The following is a 15,129-nucleotide window of genomic DNA, read 5'->3' as shown; positions in this document are numbered from 1 at the left end:
CACGCGCGGGCCCATGAAGCTGGGCGCGGTGATCCTCACCATGGGCAACCGCCCCGAGGAGCTGCGCGCCCTGCTGGACTCCGTCGCCAAGCAGGAGGGCGACCGGATCGAGACCGTCGTGGTGGGCAACGGCGCGCCGCTGCCCGCCTTGCCCGAAGGTGTACGGACGGTTGAGCTTCCGGAAAACCTCGGCATCCCCGGGGGCCGCAACGTCGGCATCGAGGCGTTCGGCCCCGGGGGGCGCGAGGTGGACGCGCTGCTCTTCCTCGACGACGACGGCGACCTGCCGTACCTCGACACGGCGGAGCTCGTCCGCGAGGCGTTCGCCGCCGACCCCGAGCTGGGGATCATCAGCTTCCGCATCGCGGACCCGGACACGGGGGAGACCCAGCGCCGCCACGTGCCGCGGCTGCGGGCCGCCGACCCGATGCGCTCCTCCCGCGTGACCACCTTCCTGGGCGGCGCCAATGCCGTGCGTACGAAGGTGTTCGAGCAGGTCGGAGGGCTTCCCGACGACTTCTTCTACGCGCACGAGGAGACCGATCTGGCCTGGCGCGCGCTGAACGCGGGCTGGATGATCGACTACCGCGCCGACATGGTGCTCACCCACCCCACCCACCCGCCGAGCAGGCACGCGGTCTACCACCGCATGGTGGCCAGGAACCGCGTGTGGCTCGCCCGCCGCAACCTGCCCGCGCCGCTGGTGCCGGTCTACCTGGGGGTGTGGCTGCTGCTCACCCTGGCCCGCCGCCCCTCGCGGCCCGCGCTGCGCGCCTGGCTGGGCGGCTTCAAGGAGGGCTGGACCACACCCTGCGGTCCGCGGCGTCCGATGCGGTGGCGTACGGTATGGCGGCTGACCCGGCTCGGCCGGCCTCCGGTGATCTGACAAGCTCGGATCTGACAGCATCGGCCGGGCTCCACGACCGGCCGCATTCACTTGCGCAGTGTGAGGACGAAAGTTTCCAACGTGAGCGAGAAGACGCACGGCGGTGCGGTCGGCGTGACACCGCCGCCCTCGCCCGACGACCGGCTGGCGCCGGCCGAACTCGCGGCCAAGTACGGCCTGTCGGTGAGCGGGGCGCGGCCCTCGCTGACCGAGTACGTACGGCAGCTGTGGGACCGGCGGCACTTCATCCTCGCCTTCTCCAGGGCGAAGCTGACGGCGCAGTACAGCCAGGCGAAGCTCGGCCAGTTGTGGCAGGTCGCGACGCCGCTGCTGAACGCGGCTGTGTACTACTTCATCTTCGGGCTGCTGCTCGACGGCCGGGCCGGTGTGCCCGGCGGGAAGCACAACTACATTCCGTTCCTGGTCACGGGTGTCTTCATCTTCACCTTCACCCAGACCTCGGTGCTCAACGGCGTCCGGGCCATCTCGGGCAACCTGGGCCTGGTGCGCGCGCTGCACTTCCCGCGCGCCTCGCTCCCCATCTCGATCTGTCTACAGCAGCTCCAGCAGCTTCTGTACTCGATGATCGTCCTGGTCGTCATCCTGCTCTGCTACGGCCACTACCCCACGTGGTCGTGGTTCCTGGTGCTTCCCGCACTGGCGCTGCAGTTCCTGTTCAACGCCGGCGTGGCCCTGATCATGGCCAGGATGGGCAGCAAGACGCCCGACCTCGCCCAGCTCATGCCGTTCGTGATGCGCACGTGGATGTACGCGTCCGGCGTGATGTTCCCGCTCCGCTACATGCTCAAGGTGCGGGCCGGCGCCCCCGACTGGCTGACCGACATCGCGATGGCCAACCCCATGTCGGTCTACATGGACCTGATGCGGTTCGCCTTCATCCACGGATACGAGCGCGGTGATCTCCCGCCGCACGTGTGGACCGTCGCACTCGGCTGGGCCCTGATTTTCGGCATCGGCGGATTTGTTTTCTTCTGGAAGGCGGAGGAGCGTTATGGCCGTGGCTGAGGAGACCGAGAAGGCCGAGGTGGCGAGCCCGGAACCGCAGGACGCGCCGCCCGGCGAGTGGGTCCCGACCGTCATCGCGGAGGACCTGCACATCGTCTACCGCGTGTACGGCGGCGCGAAGGGCAAGGGCAGCGCGACCGCGGCGCTCAACCGCATCATCAAGCGGAAGCCGGGCGGCGGCGTCCGCGAGGTGCACGCCGTCAAGGGCGTGAACTTCACCGCGTACAAGGGCCAGGCCATCGGCCTGATCGGCACCAACGGCTCGGGCAAGTCGACGCTGCTGCGCGCCATCGCCGGGCTGCTGCCGCCGGAGTCGGGGCGCGTCTACACCAACGGGCAGCCCTCGCTGCTCGGCGTGAACGCGGCGCTGATGAACGACCTCACCGGCGAGCGGAACGTGGTGCTGGGCGGCCTCGCCATGGGGATGACCCGCGAGGAGGTCAACGAGCGCGCGGGGGACATCATCAAGTTCTCCGGCATCAACGACAAGGGCGACTTCAGCAGCCTGCCGATGCGCACCTACTCGTCCGGCATGGCGGCCCGGCTGCGGTTCTCCATCGCGGCGGCCAAGGACCACGACGTCCTGATGATCGACGAGGCGCTGGCCACCGGCGACAAGAAGTTCCAGAAGCGCTCCGAGGCCCGGATCCGCGAACTGCGCAAGGAAGCGGGAACGGTCTTCCTGGTCAGCCACAACAACAAGTCCATCCGCGACACGTGCGAGCGGGTGCTGTGGCTGGAGAAGGGCGAGCTGGTGCAGGACGGCCCCACCGAGGAAGTCCTCAAGGAATACGAGAAGTTCACGGGCAAGTAGCCCGGCCCGGTCCCCGGCGACCGGCGAAACGGCGGCCCCGGCGCCCAGAGCGCCGGGGCCGCCGTCGTGTGCGGCGCCCGGCCCGCTCCGCGCGCCCGCGCGAGGACGGCCGGGTTTCCGCTTATGCGGCGCGGGCCCCGGCGGCAGGGTGGTGCGTCCGCTGTGCCCGGCGACGGCCGGTCTTGGCGCACCTTGACCGGTTTTCAACTCTCCTCGCCCCTACGGTGTCAGAGCCTCCGGCGTAGGCTGTGCGGGTACTGAATCAGGGGATATCCGCGCATGCAGCCCGTGTGCTGCCTTGTCGCTGGGGGGACCCGTAGGCCTGCTTCGTACGGCGTGTCCGAAATGGGCTGATATGGGGTGACAGTGTAGAAACGGAGTTGTGACGGCAATGGCTACTGGCAGCACCTGGTGACGGCGGAGGCGGATGCGCACGCGCGCGCCGTGCTCGCCAAGGCGGCGCGCGAGAACTTCCCTGTCGCACCGCGGTTCCTGCCCCACGCGTGGCGCGACGACCTGATGGCCGTCTACGGCTACGCGCGCCTCGTCGACGACATCGGCGACGGCGACCTCGTGCCCGGCGGCCCCGACGCCGCGCTGCTCGGCGTCGACCCGGGCCGCGCCGCCGACCGGCTCGCCCTGCTGGACGCCTTCGAGGCGGGGCTGCGCCGCGCCTTCGACGCCGCCGAGCACGGCGCGCCGCCCCCGCAACACCCGCTGCTCGCGGCCCTGGTACCCACCGTGCGCAGGGCCGGGCTCACCGTCGAGCCCTTCCTCGGCCTGATCGAGGCCAACAGGCAGGACCAGAAGGTCCGCCGCTATGCGACCCACGGCGAACTGCTCGACTACTGCGAGCTGTCGGCCAACCCCGTGGGACGTCTGGTTCTGGCCATCACCGGCACCGCCACACCCGAGCGCGTGCGCCTCTCCGACTCCGTGTGCACCGCGCTGCAGATCGTCGAGCACCTCCAGGACGTGCCGGAGGACCTCGCCAGGGACCGGATCTACCTCCCCGCCGAGGACATGGAGAGGTTCCGGGTGGGCGAGGCCGACCTCGCCGCGCCCTCGGCCGGCGCCTCGCTGCGCACCCTCGTCGCGTACGAGGCGGACCGCGCGCTGCGGATGCTGGGCGCCGGCACCCCGCTGGCGCTGAGCGTGCGCGGGCGGCTGCGGCTGCTGCTCGCGGGGTTCGCCGGGGGCGGCCGCGCGGCCGTGGGGGCGCTGCGCGGCGCCGGATACGACGTACTGAACGGACCTCCCCGGCCCACCAAGCGTGCGCTGGTGCGCGAAGTGCTCGCGACCCTGCGCAGAGAGGGGTGACCTGACCGTGGACAGAGCCAGGCCGGCGGCGTCGCTGCCTCCCGCCGTGGCGGCGGCGTACAGCTACTGCGAGACCGTGACCGGCCAGCAGGCGCGCAACTTCGCCTACGGCATCAGGCTGCTGCCGGCCGGCAAGCGGCAGGCGATGTCCGCGCTGTACGCCTTCTCGCGCCGCGTCGACGACATCGGCGACGGCGCGCTGGAGCAGCGGGCCAAGGAGCGGCGCCTTGAGGAGACCCGGCGGCTGCTCGCCGGGATCAGGTCGGGCGAGGTGACCGAGGACGACACCGACCCGGTCGCGGTCGCCCTCAGCCACGCGGCGCGGCACTATCCCATCCCGCTGCACGGCCTCGACGAACTGATCGACGGCGTCCTGCTGGACGTGCACGGCGCGACCTACGCGACCTGGGACGAACTCCAGGACTACTGCAGGTGCGTTGCCGGGGCGATCGGGCGACTGTCACTCGGTGTGTTCGGTACGCTGCCGGGCGTACGCGATGCTTCGCGCGCCCCGCAATACGCCGACACACTCGGACTCGCCCTCCAACTCACCAATATTCTCCGGGATGTTCGGGAAGACGCGGACGACGGACGCACGTACCTTCCGACGGAGGATCTTGAAAAGTTCGGCTGCGCCGCCGGTTTCGCCGGCGGCACGCTGCAGGCGGGAGCGGACTTCACGGGCCTGGTGCACTTCGAAGTCCGGCGCGCACGCGCCCTGTTCGCCGAGGGGTACCGGCTGCTGCCGCTGCTCGACCGGCGCTCCGGAGCCTGCGTCGCCGCGATGGCGGGGATCTACCACCGGCTGCTCGCCCGCATCGCCGCCGACCCGTACGCGGTGCTGCGGGAGCGCGTCAGCCTCCCGGCACGGCAGAAGGCGTACGTGGCGGTGCGCGGCCTGTCGGGGCTGGACGCGCGGCAGGCGGCACGCAAGCGGGCGGAAGCGGGAGCGTGGTCAGATGAGCCCGTATGAGGGCGGACCGGACGGCGGAAGACGGGGAGACGGCAGCGGGGACGACGGCCAACGGGGCCGCCCCGACAGCGCATTGGTGATCGGCGGGGGGCTCGCGGGCACCACCGCCGCGCTCCGGCTGGCCGATGCCGGCGTGCGGGTCACGCTGCTGGAGACCCGCCCGCGGCTGGGCGGTCTCGCCTTCTCCTTCCGCCGCAGCTCCCCCGCGGGGGAGCTCACCATCGACAACGGGCAGCATGTGCACCTGCGTTGCTGCACCGCGTATGAGTGGTTCCTGGACAGGGTGGGGGCCGCGGGGCTCGCGCCGCTCCAGCGCAGGATGGACGTGCCGGTGCTCGATGTGGCCCCGGACAAGCCGAAGTTGGGGAGGCTGCGGCGCACCGCGCTGCCGGTGCCGCTGCATCTGCTGGGCAGCCTCGCCACGTACCCGCATCTCTCGCTCGCCGAGCGTGCCGCCGTCGGCCGGGCCGCGCTCGCGCTCAAGGGCATCGACCCCGCCGACCCGGCCCTCGACGGCATCGACTTCGGCACCTGGCTGCGCAGGCACGGGCAGAGCGACCGCGCCGTCGAGGCCCTGTGGGACCTGGTCGGCCGCGCGACCCTCAACGCCACGGCCCCGCACGCCTCGATGGGGCTCGCGGCCATGGTCTTCAAGACCGGGCTGCTCTCCGACCCCGGCGCGGCCGACATCGGCGTCTCCCGCGTTCCCCTCGGCGACCTGCACGACGGGCTGGCCCGCGCCGCGCTCGACGGCGCCGGGGTGCACACCATGCTGCGTACGAAGGCCCGCTCCATCGAGCCCCGTACGGGCGGCGGCTGGCGGGTCGCGGTGAGCAACGGCTCGGGCCCCGGCGAGGTCCTGGAGGCGGGCAGCGTGGTGCTCGCCGTGCCGCAGGAGGAGGCGCACGGGCTGCTCCCCGAGGGCGCGCTGGAGGACCCGGGGCGCCTGCTGGAGATCGGCAACGCGCCCATCCTCAACGTCCACGTCGTGTACGACCGCAAAGTGCTGCGCCGCCCGTTCTTCGCGGCGCTGGGCAGCCCCGTGCAGTGGGTCTTCGACCGCACCGCGCCCTCGGGGCTCGCCGAGGGGCAGTATCTGGCGCTCTCGCAGTCCGCCGCCGCCGAGGAGATCGACCTGCCGGTCGCGGCGCTGCGCGAGCGCTATCTGCCGGAGCTGGCCCGCCTGTTGCCCGCCGCGAGGGACGCGCGGGTACGGGACTTCTTCGTCACACGGGAACGCACCGCCACCTTCGATCCGGCTCCCGGAGTGGGCCGGCTGCGCCCGGGAGCGCGCACCGGGGTGCCCGGTGTCTGCCTCGCCGGAGCTTGGACCGATACTGGCTGGCCAGCAACTATGGAAAGCGCTGTTCGCAGTGGGGCGGCCGCCGCCAGGGAAGCCCTGGCCGCATTGGGCAGACCGCACGACGAGCCGGTGCCCGGAACGGAAGGAAGGGCGGTGGCATGACCATCGACAGCCCCATCGAGGCAGCCAGCACAGAACGACGAGGAGACCCTGTGATCCCGGCGAACCAGCGCACCGTCGACACCGAGAGCGTACGGGCGCTGCTGGACCGCGGCCGCACGCTCGCCATGCCGGTGCTGCGCACGTCAGTCGACCGGCTGGCACCCCCGATGGACACCGTCGCCGCCTACCACTTCGGCTGGCTCGACGCGCACGGCCGCCCCTCGGAGGCGGGCGGGGGCAAGGCCGTGCGGCCCGCGCTCGCGCTGCTGTCCGCCGAGGTCACAGGGGCCACGCCGGAGACCGGCATCCCCGGCGCCGTGGCCGTCGAGCTGGTGCACAACTTCTCGCTGCTGCACGACGACCTGATGGACGGCGACGAGCAGCGCAGGCACCGCGACACGGTGTGGAAGGTGCACGGCCCGGCGCAGGCCATCCTCGTCGGCGACGCACTGTTCGCGCTCGCCAACGAACTGCTCCTGGAGCTCGGCACCCCCGAGGCAGGACGCGCCACGCGCCGGCTGACCAGCGCCACGCGGAAGCTGATCGACGGTCAGGCGCAGGACATCTCGTACGAGCACAGGGAGCGGGTCACCGTCGCCGAGTGCCTGGAGATGGAGGGCAACAAGACCGGCGCGCTGCTGGCCTGCGCGGTGTCCATCGGCGCGGTGCTGGGCGGCGCCGACGACCGTACGGCGGACGCGCTGGAGTCCTACGGCTACCACCTCGGACTGGCCTTCCAGGCGGTCGACGACGTGCTGGGCATCTGGGGCGATCCGGAGGAGACCGGCAAGCAGGCGTGGAGCGACCTGCGGCAGCGCAAGAAGTCGCTGCCCGTGGTCGCCGCGCTGGACGCCGAGGGGCACGCGGCCAAGCGGCTGGCCGACCTGATGACGACCGACGCCAAGAAGAGCCAGGCCGAGTTCGAGGACTTCGACGAGGCGGAGTTCGCCGCGCGGGCCGCGCTCATCGAGGAGGCGGGCGGGCGCGAGTGGACCACCCAGGAGGCGGAGCGGCAGCACGCCACCGCCATCGCCGCCCTCGACCCGGTCGACATGCCGCAGCGCGTGCGGGACCAGTTGGTGGCGCTGGCGGACTTCGTCGTGGTGCGGCAGAGCTGAGTGCGCCTGACGGCGCGTGAGCCGCGGCCCCGCGTTCCGGTGGTTCCGGAGCGCTACGGGCCGCGGCTTGCGTGCCTCGTCCCTTCCCGGGGCTCCGCGCCGGAACCCGGAACTTCGATTCGCCGGGGTGCGTCTCGTACTCCACTCGATGCAACTCGCCGGGCCGCGCAGCCGGTTCGGCTGTCACCGCCGGGCCGCACCGCCGGACGACTCGCCGCTGCGGCGGAAAAACGTTCTTACGTCGGGTGGGTGTCGTTGTGTGGCGTATGCGGGATACGGCGTGAAGGCGGCTGGCCGGAGCGCGACGTCGTGGGCAGACTCGCTGAATCCAGACACGGCGTGCACATCGGGCACGCCGGAAAGGGGACGAGATGACAGCCACGACCGACGGGGGCGCCGGGGCGGCGGACTCCGGCGCTCTCCTCGGCGCCCCGGAAGAGTTGACCGCGCTGGCCGAGCGGACCGCTGAGCGCGCGGTGCAGAACCTCCTCGCGCGGCAGGACGACGCGGGCTGGTGGAAGGGCGACCTGGAGACCAACGTCACCATGGACGCCGAGGACCTGCTGCTCCGTGAGTTCCTCGGGGTACGCGACGAGGAGACCACCCGCGCCGCCGCCCGCCACGTCCGCGCACAGCAGCGCGAGGACGGCACCTGGGCCACCTTCCACGGCGGGCCCGGCGACTTGTCCACCACCGTCGAGGCGTACGTCGCGCTGAGGCTCGCGGGAGACGCGCCGGACGAGCCGCACATGGCCCGCGCCTCCGCCTTCGTACGGGAGCGCGGCGGGGTGGCGTCCAGCAGGGTCTTCACCCGCATCTGGCTCGCGCTTTTCGGCTGGTGGAAGTGGGAGGACCTGCCGGAGCTCCCGCCCGAGATGATCTACCTGCCGAAGTGGTTCCCGCTCAACATCTACGACTTCGGCTGCTGGGCGCGGCAGACCATCGTGCCGCTCACCGTGGTCTCGGCGAAGCGGCCCGTGCACGAGGCCCCGTTCCAGATCGACGAGCTGCACGTGGACCCGGCGCGCCCCAACCCGCCGCAGCCGACGGCCTCCCTCACGAGCTGGGACGGCGTCTTCCAGCGGCTCGACAAGGTGCTGCACAGGTACCGCGGCGTCGCGGTCCGCTCGCTGCGCAGGGCGGCGCTGCGGGACGCGGCGCGCTGGATCATCGAGCGGCAGGAGAACGACGGCTGCTGGGGCGGCATCCAGCCCCCCGCGGTGTACTCCCTGATCGCCCTGCGGCTGCTCGGCTACGACCTGGACCACCCGGTGATGCGCGCCGGCCTGGAGTCGCTGGACCGCTTCGCCGTGTGGGACGAGAAGGGCGAGAGCCGCATGGTGGAGGCGTGCCAGTCCCCGGTGTGGGACACGTGCCTGGCCACCATCGCGCTGGCCGACGCGGGACTGCCCGGCGACCACCCGGCGCTGCTGCGGGCCGCCGACTGGATGCTCGGCGAGCAGATCGACCGCAAGGGCGACTGGTCGGAGCGCAGGCCCCAACTCGAGCCTGGCGGCTGGGCGTTCGAGTTCCACAACGACACCTACCCGGACATCGACGACACCGCCGAGGTGGCCCTCGCACTGCGCAGGGTGCGGCACCCCGACCCCGCGCGGGTGGACGCCGCGGTGTCCCGCGCCGCGAGCTGGAACCTCGGCATGCAGTCGGCCGACGGCGCGTGGGCGGCCTTCGACGTGGACAACACCAGCGCGTTCCCCAACAGGCTGCCGTTCTGCGACTTCGGCGAGGTGATCGACCCGCCCTCGGCGGACGTCACCGGGCATGTCGTGGAGATGCTCGCGGCCGAAGGACTGGAGAGCGATCCGCGTACCCGCAAGGGCATCACCTGGCTGCTGGCCGAGCAGGAGGCCGACGGCTCCTGGTTCGGGCGCTGGGGCACCAACTACCTGTACGGGACGGGGTCCGTGGTCCCCGCGCTGGTCGCCGCCGGGCTGCCCACCTCGCATCCGGCCGTCCGGCGGGCCGTCGACTGGCTCGTGCGGGTGCAGAACGAGGACGGCGGCTGGGGCGAGGACCAGCGCTCCTACATCGACGACGCGTGGGCGGGCCGCGGCGCCTCCACCGCCTCGCAGACCGCATGGGCGCTGCTCGCGCTGCTCGCGGCGGGGGAGCGGGAGTCGGAGGCCGTCGCGCGCGGCATCGCCTGGCTCGCGGAGACCCAGCAGGAGGACGGCTCGTGGGACGAGCCGTACTTCACGGGGACCGGATTCCCCTGGGACTTCTCGATCAACTACCACCTCTACCGGATGGTCTTCCCCGTCACCGCCCTCGGCCGCTATCTGCACGGCGACGGCCTGGGCGCACTGGACGGGCCGCCGCGCCGGGACGGCTGATGCACGGGCCGCCCGTACCGAGGCCGCTGCTCCTCGCCTGTGCGCTGGGCATCGAGCGCCTGGCGCTGCGCGGCGCGTCCGGGCGGGCGGCCGTGCTGCGCACCGGGATGGGTCCGCGTGCGGCGCGCGCCGCCGTGACCGTGGCGCTCGGCGAGGAGCCGGAAGCGGGCGGCACCGCCGTGCTGGCCACCGGCTTCTGCGCGGGGCTCGCGCCGGGCATGCGGCCGGGCGATCTGGTGGTGGCCGAGCAGACCGTGGACCTCACCGGGGGCGCGCCTGTTCCTCGTACGGAATGCGGCCGCTCGGAACGCGCCGGTACGGAGCATGCCCGCACGGAACACGCCCGTACGGAATGCGCCGGTACGGAGGTTCTGGTGCGGGCCCTCGCGGAGAGCTGCCCGGGGCGCACGGTGCACACCGGCACGCTCGCCGGGGTCGGGCGCGTGGTCCGCGGGGACCGGCGCGCGGCCCTGCGCGAGGAGACCGGGGCCGTCGCGGCCGACATGGAGTCGGCGGCCGTGCTGCGCGCCGCTACCGCTGGTGCACCCGTGCGCCCGGTTGCGGCCGTACGGGTGGTGGTGGACGCTCCCCGGCACGAACTGATCCGCGTGGGAACGCTTCGAGGTGGAATATCAGCATTCTGCGTACTACATAACGCTACGTCCGCTTTCTTCGAGTGGAATCACTCCTTCCTGCTTCCACGGAGGTAGAACTCACCATGGCCATGCCTCTGCGCCAGACCGTTCGGATCGGCAGCTATCTCTTTCAGCAGAAGCTCCGGCGCCGCGACAAGTTCCCGCTGATCGTGGAGCTGGAACCGCTGTACGCCTGCAACCTCAAGTGCGAGGGCTGCGGCAAGATCCAGCACCCCGCCGGAGTGCTCAAGCAGCGCATGCCGGTCGCCCAGGCGGTCGGCGCCGTGCTGGAGTCCGGGGCCCCGATGGTGTCCATCGCGGGCGGCGAACCGCTGATGCACCCCAAGATCGGCGAGATCGTGCGGCAGCTCGTGGCCAGGAAGAAGTACGTCTTCCTGTGCACCAACGCGCTGCTGATGCGGAAGAAGATGGACGAGTTCACGCCCTCGCCCTACTTCGCCTTCGCCGTGCACATCGACGGGCTGCGCGAGCGGCACGACGAGTCGGTCGCCAAGGAGGGCGTCTTCGACGAGGCGGTGGAGGCGATGAAGGAGGCCAAGCGGCGCGGCTTCCGGGTCACCACCAACTCCACCTTCTTCAACACCGACACCCCGCAGACCATCGTCGAGGTGCTCAACTACCTCAACGACGACCTGAAGGTGGACGAGATGATGATCTCGCCCGCCTACGCCTACGAGAAGGCGCCCGACCAGGAGCACTTCCTCGGGGTCGAGCAGACCAGGGAGCTGTTCAAGAAGGCGTTCGCCGGCGGCAACCGGAGCCGGTGGCGGCTCAACCACAGCCCGCTCTTCCTGGACTTCCTGGAGGGCAAGGCGGACTTCCCGTGCACCGCGTGGGCCATCCCGAACTACTCGCTCTTCGGCTGGCAGCGGCCCTGCTACCTGATGAGCGACGGCTACGTGGCCACGTACAAGGAGCTCATCGAGGAGACGGACTGGAGCAAGTACGGCCGCGGCAAGGACCCGCGCTGCGCCAACTGCATGGCGCACTGCGGCTACGAGCCCACGGCCGTCCTGGCGACCATGGGCTCCCTCAAGGAGTCGCTGCGCGCGGCGCGGGAGACGGTCGCGGGCGGCAAGTGAGCGCGGGCACGGGCACGGGGACGTGACCCGCGCGGTGCGGGCGCGTACAGGAGCGGGACGGAACGGAGGGGGGAGGCCCATGACCTTGCTGGAACACCTCACGGGGCCGCGCGATCTGGACGCGCTGACCCTGGAGGAGCTGGACGGGCTCGCGGCGGAGATCCGGGAGTTCCTGGTGCGCGAGGTGAGCCGCACGGGCGGCCACCTGGGACCCAACCTGGGCGTGGTGGAACTGACCCTCGCGCTGCACCGGGTCTTCCGCTCGCCGGCCGACCGCCTGCTGTGGGACACCGGGCACCAGGCGTACGTCCACAAACTGCTCACGGGACGGCAGGACTTCTCCAAGCTCAAGGGGAAGGGCGGGCTGTCGGGCTACCCCTCGCGCGCCGAGTCCGAGCACGACGTGATCGAGAACAGCCACGCGTCCACCGTGCTCGGCTGGGCCGACGGCCTCGCCAAGGCGCACGCGCTGCGCGGGGACCGGCACCGCGTGGTCGCGGTCATCGGGGACGGCGCGCTGACCGGCGGCATGGCCTGGGAGGCGCTGAACAACATCAGCGCCTGCCGGGACCGCCCGCTGGTCATCGTCGTGAACGACAACGGGCGCTCGTACGCCCCCACCATCGGCGGCCTCGCCGACCGGCTGGCCACCCTGCGCACCGCCGACGGCTACGAGCGCACCCTCGCCTGGGGCAAGCGCGTCCTGCAGCGCACGCCCGTGGTCGGCAGACCCGTGTACGAGGCGCTGCACGGAGCCAAGAAGGGGCTCAAGGACGCGGTGGCGCCGCAGCGCGGCATGTTCGAGGACCTGGGACTGAAGTACATCGGCCCGGTCGACGGGCACGACACCGGCGCGGTCGAGTCGGCGCTGCGCCGCGCCAAGCGCTACAGCGGGCCCGTGCTGGTGCACTGCAGGACCGAGAAGGGGCGCGGCTACGGCCCCGCTCTCGCCGACCTCACCGACCACTTCCACGCCGTCGGCAGGATCGACCCGGTCACGGGCGAACCGCTCGGCGCCTCCGCCGGGGCCTCCTGGACCTCGGTGTTCGGCGAGGAGATGCTGCGGCTCGGCGCCGAGCGCGAGGACATCGTCGCGCTCACCGCAGCGATGCTCGACCCGGTCGGCCTGACCGGCTTCGCCGAGGCGTACCCGGACCGGGTGTACGACGTGGGCATCGCCGAACAGCACGCGGCGACCAGCGCGGCCGGCCTCGCGACCGGGGGGCTGCACCCGGTGGTCGCGGTGTACTCCACCTTCCTCGGCCGCGCCTTCGACCAGGTGCTCATGGACGTCGCCCTGCACAGGTGCGGGGTCACCTTCGTCCTCGACCGCGCTGGCATCACCGGGCCAGACGGTCCCTCGCACCACGGCATGTGGGACCTCTCGGTGCTCCAGGTGGTGCCGGGGCTGCGGATCGCCGCGCCCCGCGACGCGCAGCGCCTCGCCGAGGAACTGCGCGAGGCCGTACGGGTCGAGGACGCGCCGACCGTGCTGCGCTTCCCCAAGGAGACCGTCGGCGACGGCATCCCCGCGCTGCGCCGCATCGGCGGCATGGACGTGCTGTACGAGGACGCGCGCCGCGACGTGCTGCTGCTGGCGGTCGGCGTCATGGCGCCGGTCTGCATGGAGGCGGCGGCGCTCCTCGCGGGGCGGGGCATCGGCGTGACCGTGGTCGACCCGCGCTGGGTCAAGCCGGTCGACCCGCGGCTGCCCGGGCTCGCCGAGGGCTTCGCCTCGGTCGCCGTGCTGGAGGACAACTGCCGTGCGGGCGGCGTCGGTTCGGCCGTGGACAGCGCGCTGCGGGAGGCCGGCGTGTACCGGCCGCTGTGCGCGCTGGGCATCCCGCCGGAGTTCCAGCCGCACGCCAAGCGGGCCGAGCTGCTGGCCGACCTCGGACTGACCCCGGCGGAGGTCGCCGGGCGCATCGCGGCCGTACTCGTCCGCGCGGGGCGCACCGCGCAGGCCGGCGACGTGCACACCAGTGAGGAGAACACCGCGTGACCGGGACCGGCGCGACCTTCGACCTGACGGCGCTCCTCGCCGAGCGCGGCGGCGAGCGCTACGACCTGCACTCCCGCTATCTGAACCACCAACTCCCGCGCATGCTGCACACGATCGGCTTCGACAAGGTCTACGAGCGCGCCGAGGGCGCCTACTTCTACGACGCCGAGGGCAACGACTACCTGGACATGCTCGCCGGGTTCGGCGTGATGGGGCTGGGCCGCGGGCACCCCGTCGTACGGCAGGCGCTGCACGACGTGCTCGACGCGCAGCTCGCCGACCTGACCCGCTTCGACTGCCCGCCGCTGCCGGGACTCCTCGCCGAACGACTGCTCGCGCACGCGCCCGGCCTGGACCGCGTCTTCTTCTCCAACAGCGGTACGGAGGCCGTGGAGACGGCGCTGAAGTTCGCCCGGCGCGCGACCGGGAAGCCGCGCGTGCTGCACTGCGAGCACTCCTTCCACGGGCTCACGACCGGTTCGCTCTCGGTCAACGGCGAGCTGGGCTTCCGCGCCGGGTTCGGTCCGCTGCTGCCGGACACGCCCGTACCGCTGGGCCAACTGGACGCGCTGGAAAGGGAGTTGAAGCGCGGCGACGTGGCGGCGCTGGTGGTCGAGCCGATCCAGGGCAAGGGCGTGCACGAGGCGCCGCCCGGCTATCTGCGCGCCGCGCGCGAGCTCCTGCACCGGCACGGCGCGCTGCTCATCGCCGACGAGGTGCAGACCGGGCTCGGCAGGACCGGGGACTTCTTCGCGTACCAGTGGGACGACGGGTACGGGGATGTCGACCCGGACCTGGTGTGCGCGGCGAAGGCGCTGTCCGGCGGGTATGTGCCGGTGGGGGCCACGCTGGGCAAGGAGTGGATCTTCAAGAAGGTGTACTCCTCGATGGACCGGGTCCTGGTGCACTCCGCGAGCTTCGGATCCAACGCGCAGGCGATGGCGGCGGGGTTGGCGACGCTGGCGGTGCTGGAGCAGGACGGGCTGGTCGAGAACGCGCGCCGCACCGGTGATCTGCTGCGCGAGCGGCTCGGTGCGCTGGTCGAGCGCTTCGAGTTGCTGCACGAGGTGCGGGGGAGGGGGCTGATGGTCGGGATCGAGTTCGGCCGCCCCAAGTCCCTTGCCCTGCGCGGGCGTTGGGCCGCCTTGCAGGCGGCGCGGAAGGGGTTGTTCGCGCAGCTCGTGGTGGCGCCGCTGATGCACAGGCACCGCATCCTGACGCAGGTCTCCGGCGACGAGCTGGAGGTCATCAAGCTGATTCCGCCCCTTGTGGTGGGGGAGGCCGAGGTGGAGCGCTTCGTCTCCGCCTTCACGGCGGTGATGGAGGAGGCGCACCAGGGAGGCGGCTTGATCTGGGAGTTCGGCCGCACGCTGGTGAAGCAGGCGGTAGCGGCGCGCTGAGCGCGGGGCGACACGCACATCCCGGTTTGCCTC

The 15,129-nt window shown here is 72.0% G+C and carries 12 protein-coding genes; all 12 read left to right on the top strand.

Annotation, left to right across the window (positions count from 1 at the left end; translation table 11 throughout):
- Positions 1–13 precede the first annotated feature (13 nt).
- The 12 genes from ABEE00_RS16590 (at position 14) to ABEE00_RS16535 (ending at position 15,096) form a co-directional block, all read left to right on the top strand.
- Positions 14–886 carry a glycosyltransferase family 2 protein gene (locus ABEE00_RS16590; RefSeq protein WP_345746490.1) on the top strand — a complete coding sequence of 291 codons (873 nt, stop codon included), beginning with the start codon at positions 14–16 and terminating at the stop codon, positions 884–886.
- A gap of 81 nt (positions 887–967) precedes the next feature.
- Positions 968–1,912 (top strand): ABC transporter permease, encoded by a 945-nt coding sequence (locus tag ABEE00_RS16585; protein WP_345746269.1) that lies wholly within the window; start codon positions 968–970, stop codon positions 1,910–1,912.
- Complete coding sequence (locus tag ABEE00_RS16580; protein WP_345746268.1) at positions 1,899–2,726, top strand: ABC transporter ATP-binding protein; 828 nt, start codon at positions 1,899–1,901, stop codon at positions 2,724–2,726. Before ABEE00_RS16585 ends, ABEE00_RS16580 begins: the two co-directional genes overlap by 14 nt.
- A 408-nt stretch (positions 2,727–3,134) precedes the next feature.
- A complete protein-coding gene (gene hpnC / locus ABEE00_RS16575; protein ID WP_345746489.1) occupies positions 3,135–4,046 on the top strand; it encodes a squalene synthase HpnC in 912 nt (303 codons plus the stop codon).
- Position 4,047: 1 nt separating this feature from the next.
- Positions 4,048–5,019: a presqualene diphosphate synthase HpnD gene (gene hpnD / locus ABEE00_RS16570; RefSeq protein WP_345746488.1), complete on the top strand. Its 972-nt coding sequence runs from the start codon at positions 4,048–4,050 to the stop codon at positions 5,017–5,019.
- Entirely contained in the window at positions 5,006–6,484 is a 1,479-nt protein-coding gene (gene hpnE / locus ABEE00_RS16565) for a hydroxysqualene dehydroxylase HpnE (protein WP_345746267.1), read from the top strand. Before hpnD ends, hpnE begins: the two co-directional genes overlap by 14 nt.
- The gene (locus ABEE00_RS16560; RefSeq protein ID WP_345746266.1) at positions 6,481–7,602 is read left to right on the top strand and encodes a polyprenyl synthetase family protein; all 1,122 of its coding nucleotides are present in this window, start codon (positions 6,481–6,483) and stop codon (positions 7,600–7,602) included. Before hpnE ends, ABEE00_RS16560 begins: the two co-directional genes overlap by 4 nt.
- Positions 7,603–7,973: 371 nt before the next feature.
- Complete coding sequence (gene shc, locus ABEE00_RS16555) at positions 7,974–9,956, top strand: squalene--hopene cyclase (RefSeq protein WP_345746265.1); 1,983 nt, start codon at positions 7,974–7,976, stop codon at positions 9,954–9,956.
- The gene (locus ABEE00_RS16550; protein ID WP_345746264.1) at positions 9,956–10,666 is read left to right on the top strand and encodes a phosphorylase family protein; all 711 of its coding nucleotides are present in this window, start codon (positions 9,956–9,958) and stop codon (positions 10,664–10,666) included. The genes shc and ABEE00_RS16550 overlap by 1 nt, the downstream gene beginning before the upstream one ends.
- 8 nt (positions 10,667–10,674) lie before the next feature.
- Positions 10,675–11,694 carry an adenosyl-hopene transferase HpnH gene (hpnH, locus tag ABEE00_RS16545; protein ID WP_345746263.1) on the top strand — a complete coding sequence of 340 codons (1,020 nt, stop codon included), beginning with the start codon at positions 10,675–10,677 and terminating at the stop codon, positions 11,692–11,694.
- Positions 11,695–11,773: 79 nt separating this feature from the next.
- Positions 11,774–13,696: a 1-deoxy-D-xylulose-5-phosphate synthase gene (gene dxs / locus ABEE00_RS16540; protein WP_345746262.1), complete on the top strand. Its 1,923-nt coding sequence runs from the start codon at positions 11,774–11,776 to the stop codon at positions 13,694–13,696.
- Positions 13,693–15,096 (top strand): aspartate aminotransferase family protein, encoded by a 1,404-nt coding sequence (locus tag ABEE00_RS16535; RefSeq protein ID WP_345746261.1) that lies wholly within the window; start codon positions 13,693–13,695, stop codon positions 15,094–15,096. The genes dxs and ABEE00_RS16535 overlap by 4 nt, the downstream gene beginning before the upstream one ends.
- Positions 15,097–15,129 lie beyond the last annotated feature (33 nt).

The organism is Streptomyces odontomachicola, assembly GCF_039605595.1.
Taxonomy (GTDB): Bacteria; Actinomycetota; Actinomycetes; order Streptomycetales; family Streptomycetaceae; genus Streptomyces.
Note: the sequence above shows the minus strand (reverse complement) of the source record. Positions and strands in the feature narration are given on the sequence as shown.

Bases quoted from the DNA above. Each gene is read 5' to 3' on its own strand.
- ABEE00_RS16580 (WP_345746268.1), top strand. From the start codon at position 1,899: ATGGCCGTGGCTGAGGAGACCGAGAAGGCCGAGGTGGCGAGCCCGGAA.
- hpnE (WP_345746267.1), top strand. From the start codon at position 5,006: ATGAGCCCGTATGAGGGCGGACCGGACGGCGGAAGACGGGGAGACGGC.
- hpnH (WP_345746263.1), top strand. From the start codon at position 10,675: ATGGCCATGCCTCTGCGCCAGACCGTTCGGATCGGCAGCTATCTCTTT.
- ABEE00_RS16590 (WP_345746490.1), top strand. From the start codon at position 14: ATGAAGCTGGGCGCGGTGATCCTCACCATGGGCAACCGCCCCGAGGAG.
- ABEE00_RS16550 (WP_345746264.1), top strand. From the start codon at position 9,956: ATGCACGGGCCGCCCGTACCGAGGCCGCTGCTCCTCGCCTGTGCGCTG.
- ABEE00_RS16560 (WP_345746266.1), top strand. From the start codon at position 6,481: ATGACCATCGACAGCCCCATCGAGGCAGCCAGCACAGAACGACGAGGA.
- dxs (WP_345746262.1), top strand. From the start codon at position 11,774: ATGACCTTGCTGGAACACCTCACGGGGCCGCGCGATCTGGACGCGCTG.
- shc (WP_345746265.1), top strand. From the start codon at position 7,974: ATGACAGCCACGACCGACGGGGGCGCCGGGGCGGCGGACTCCGGCGCT.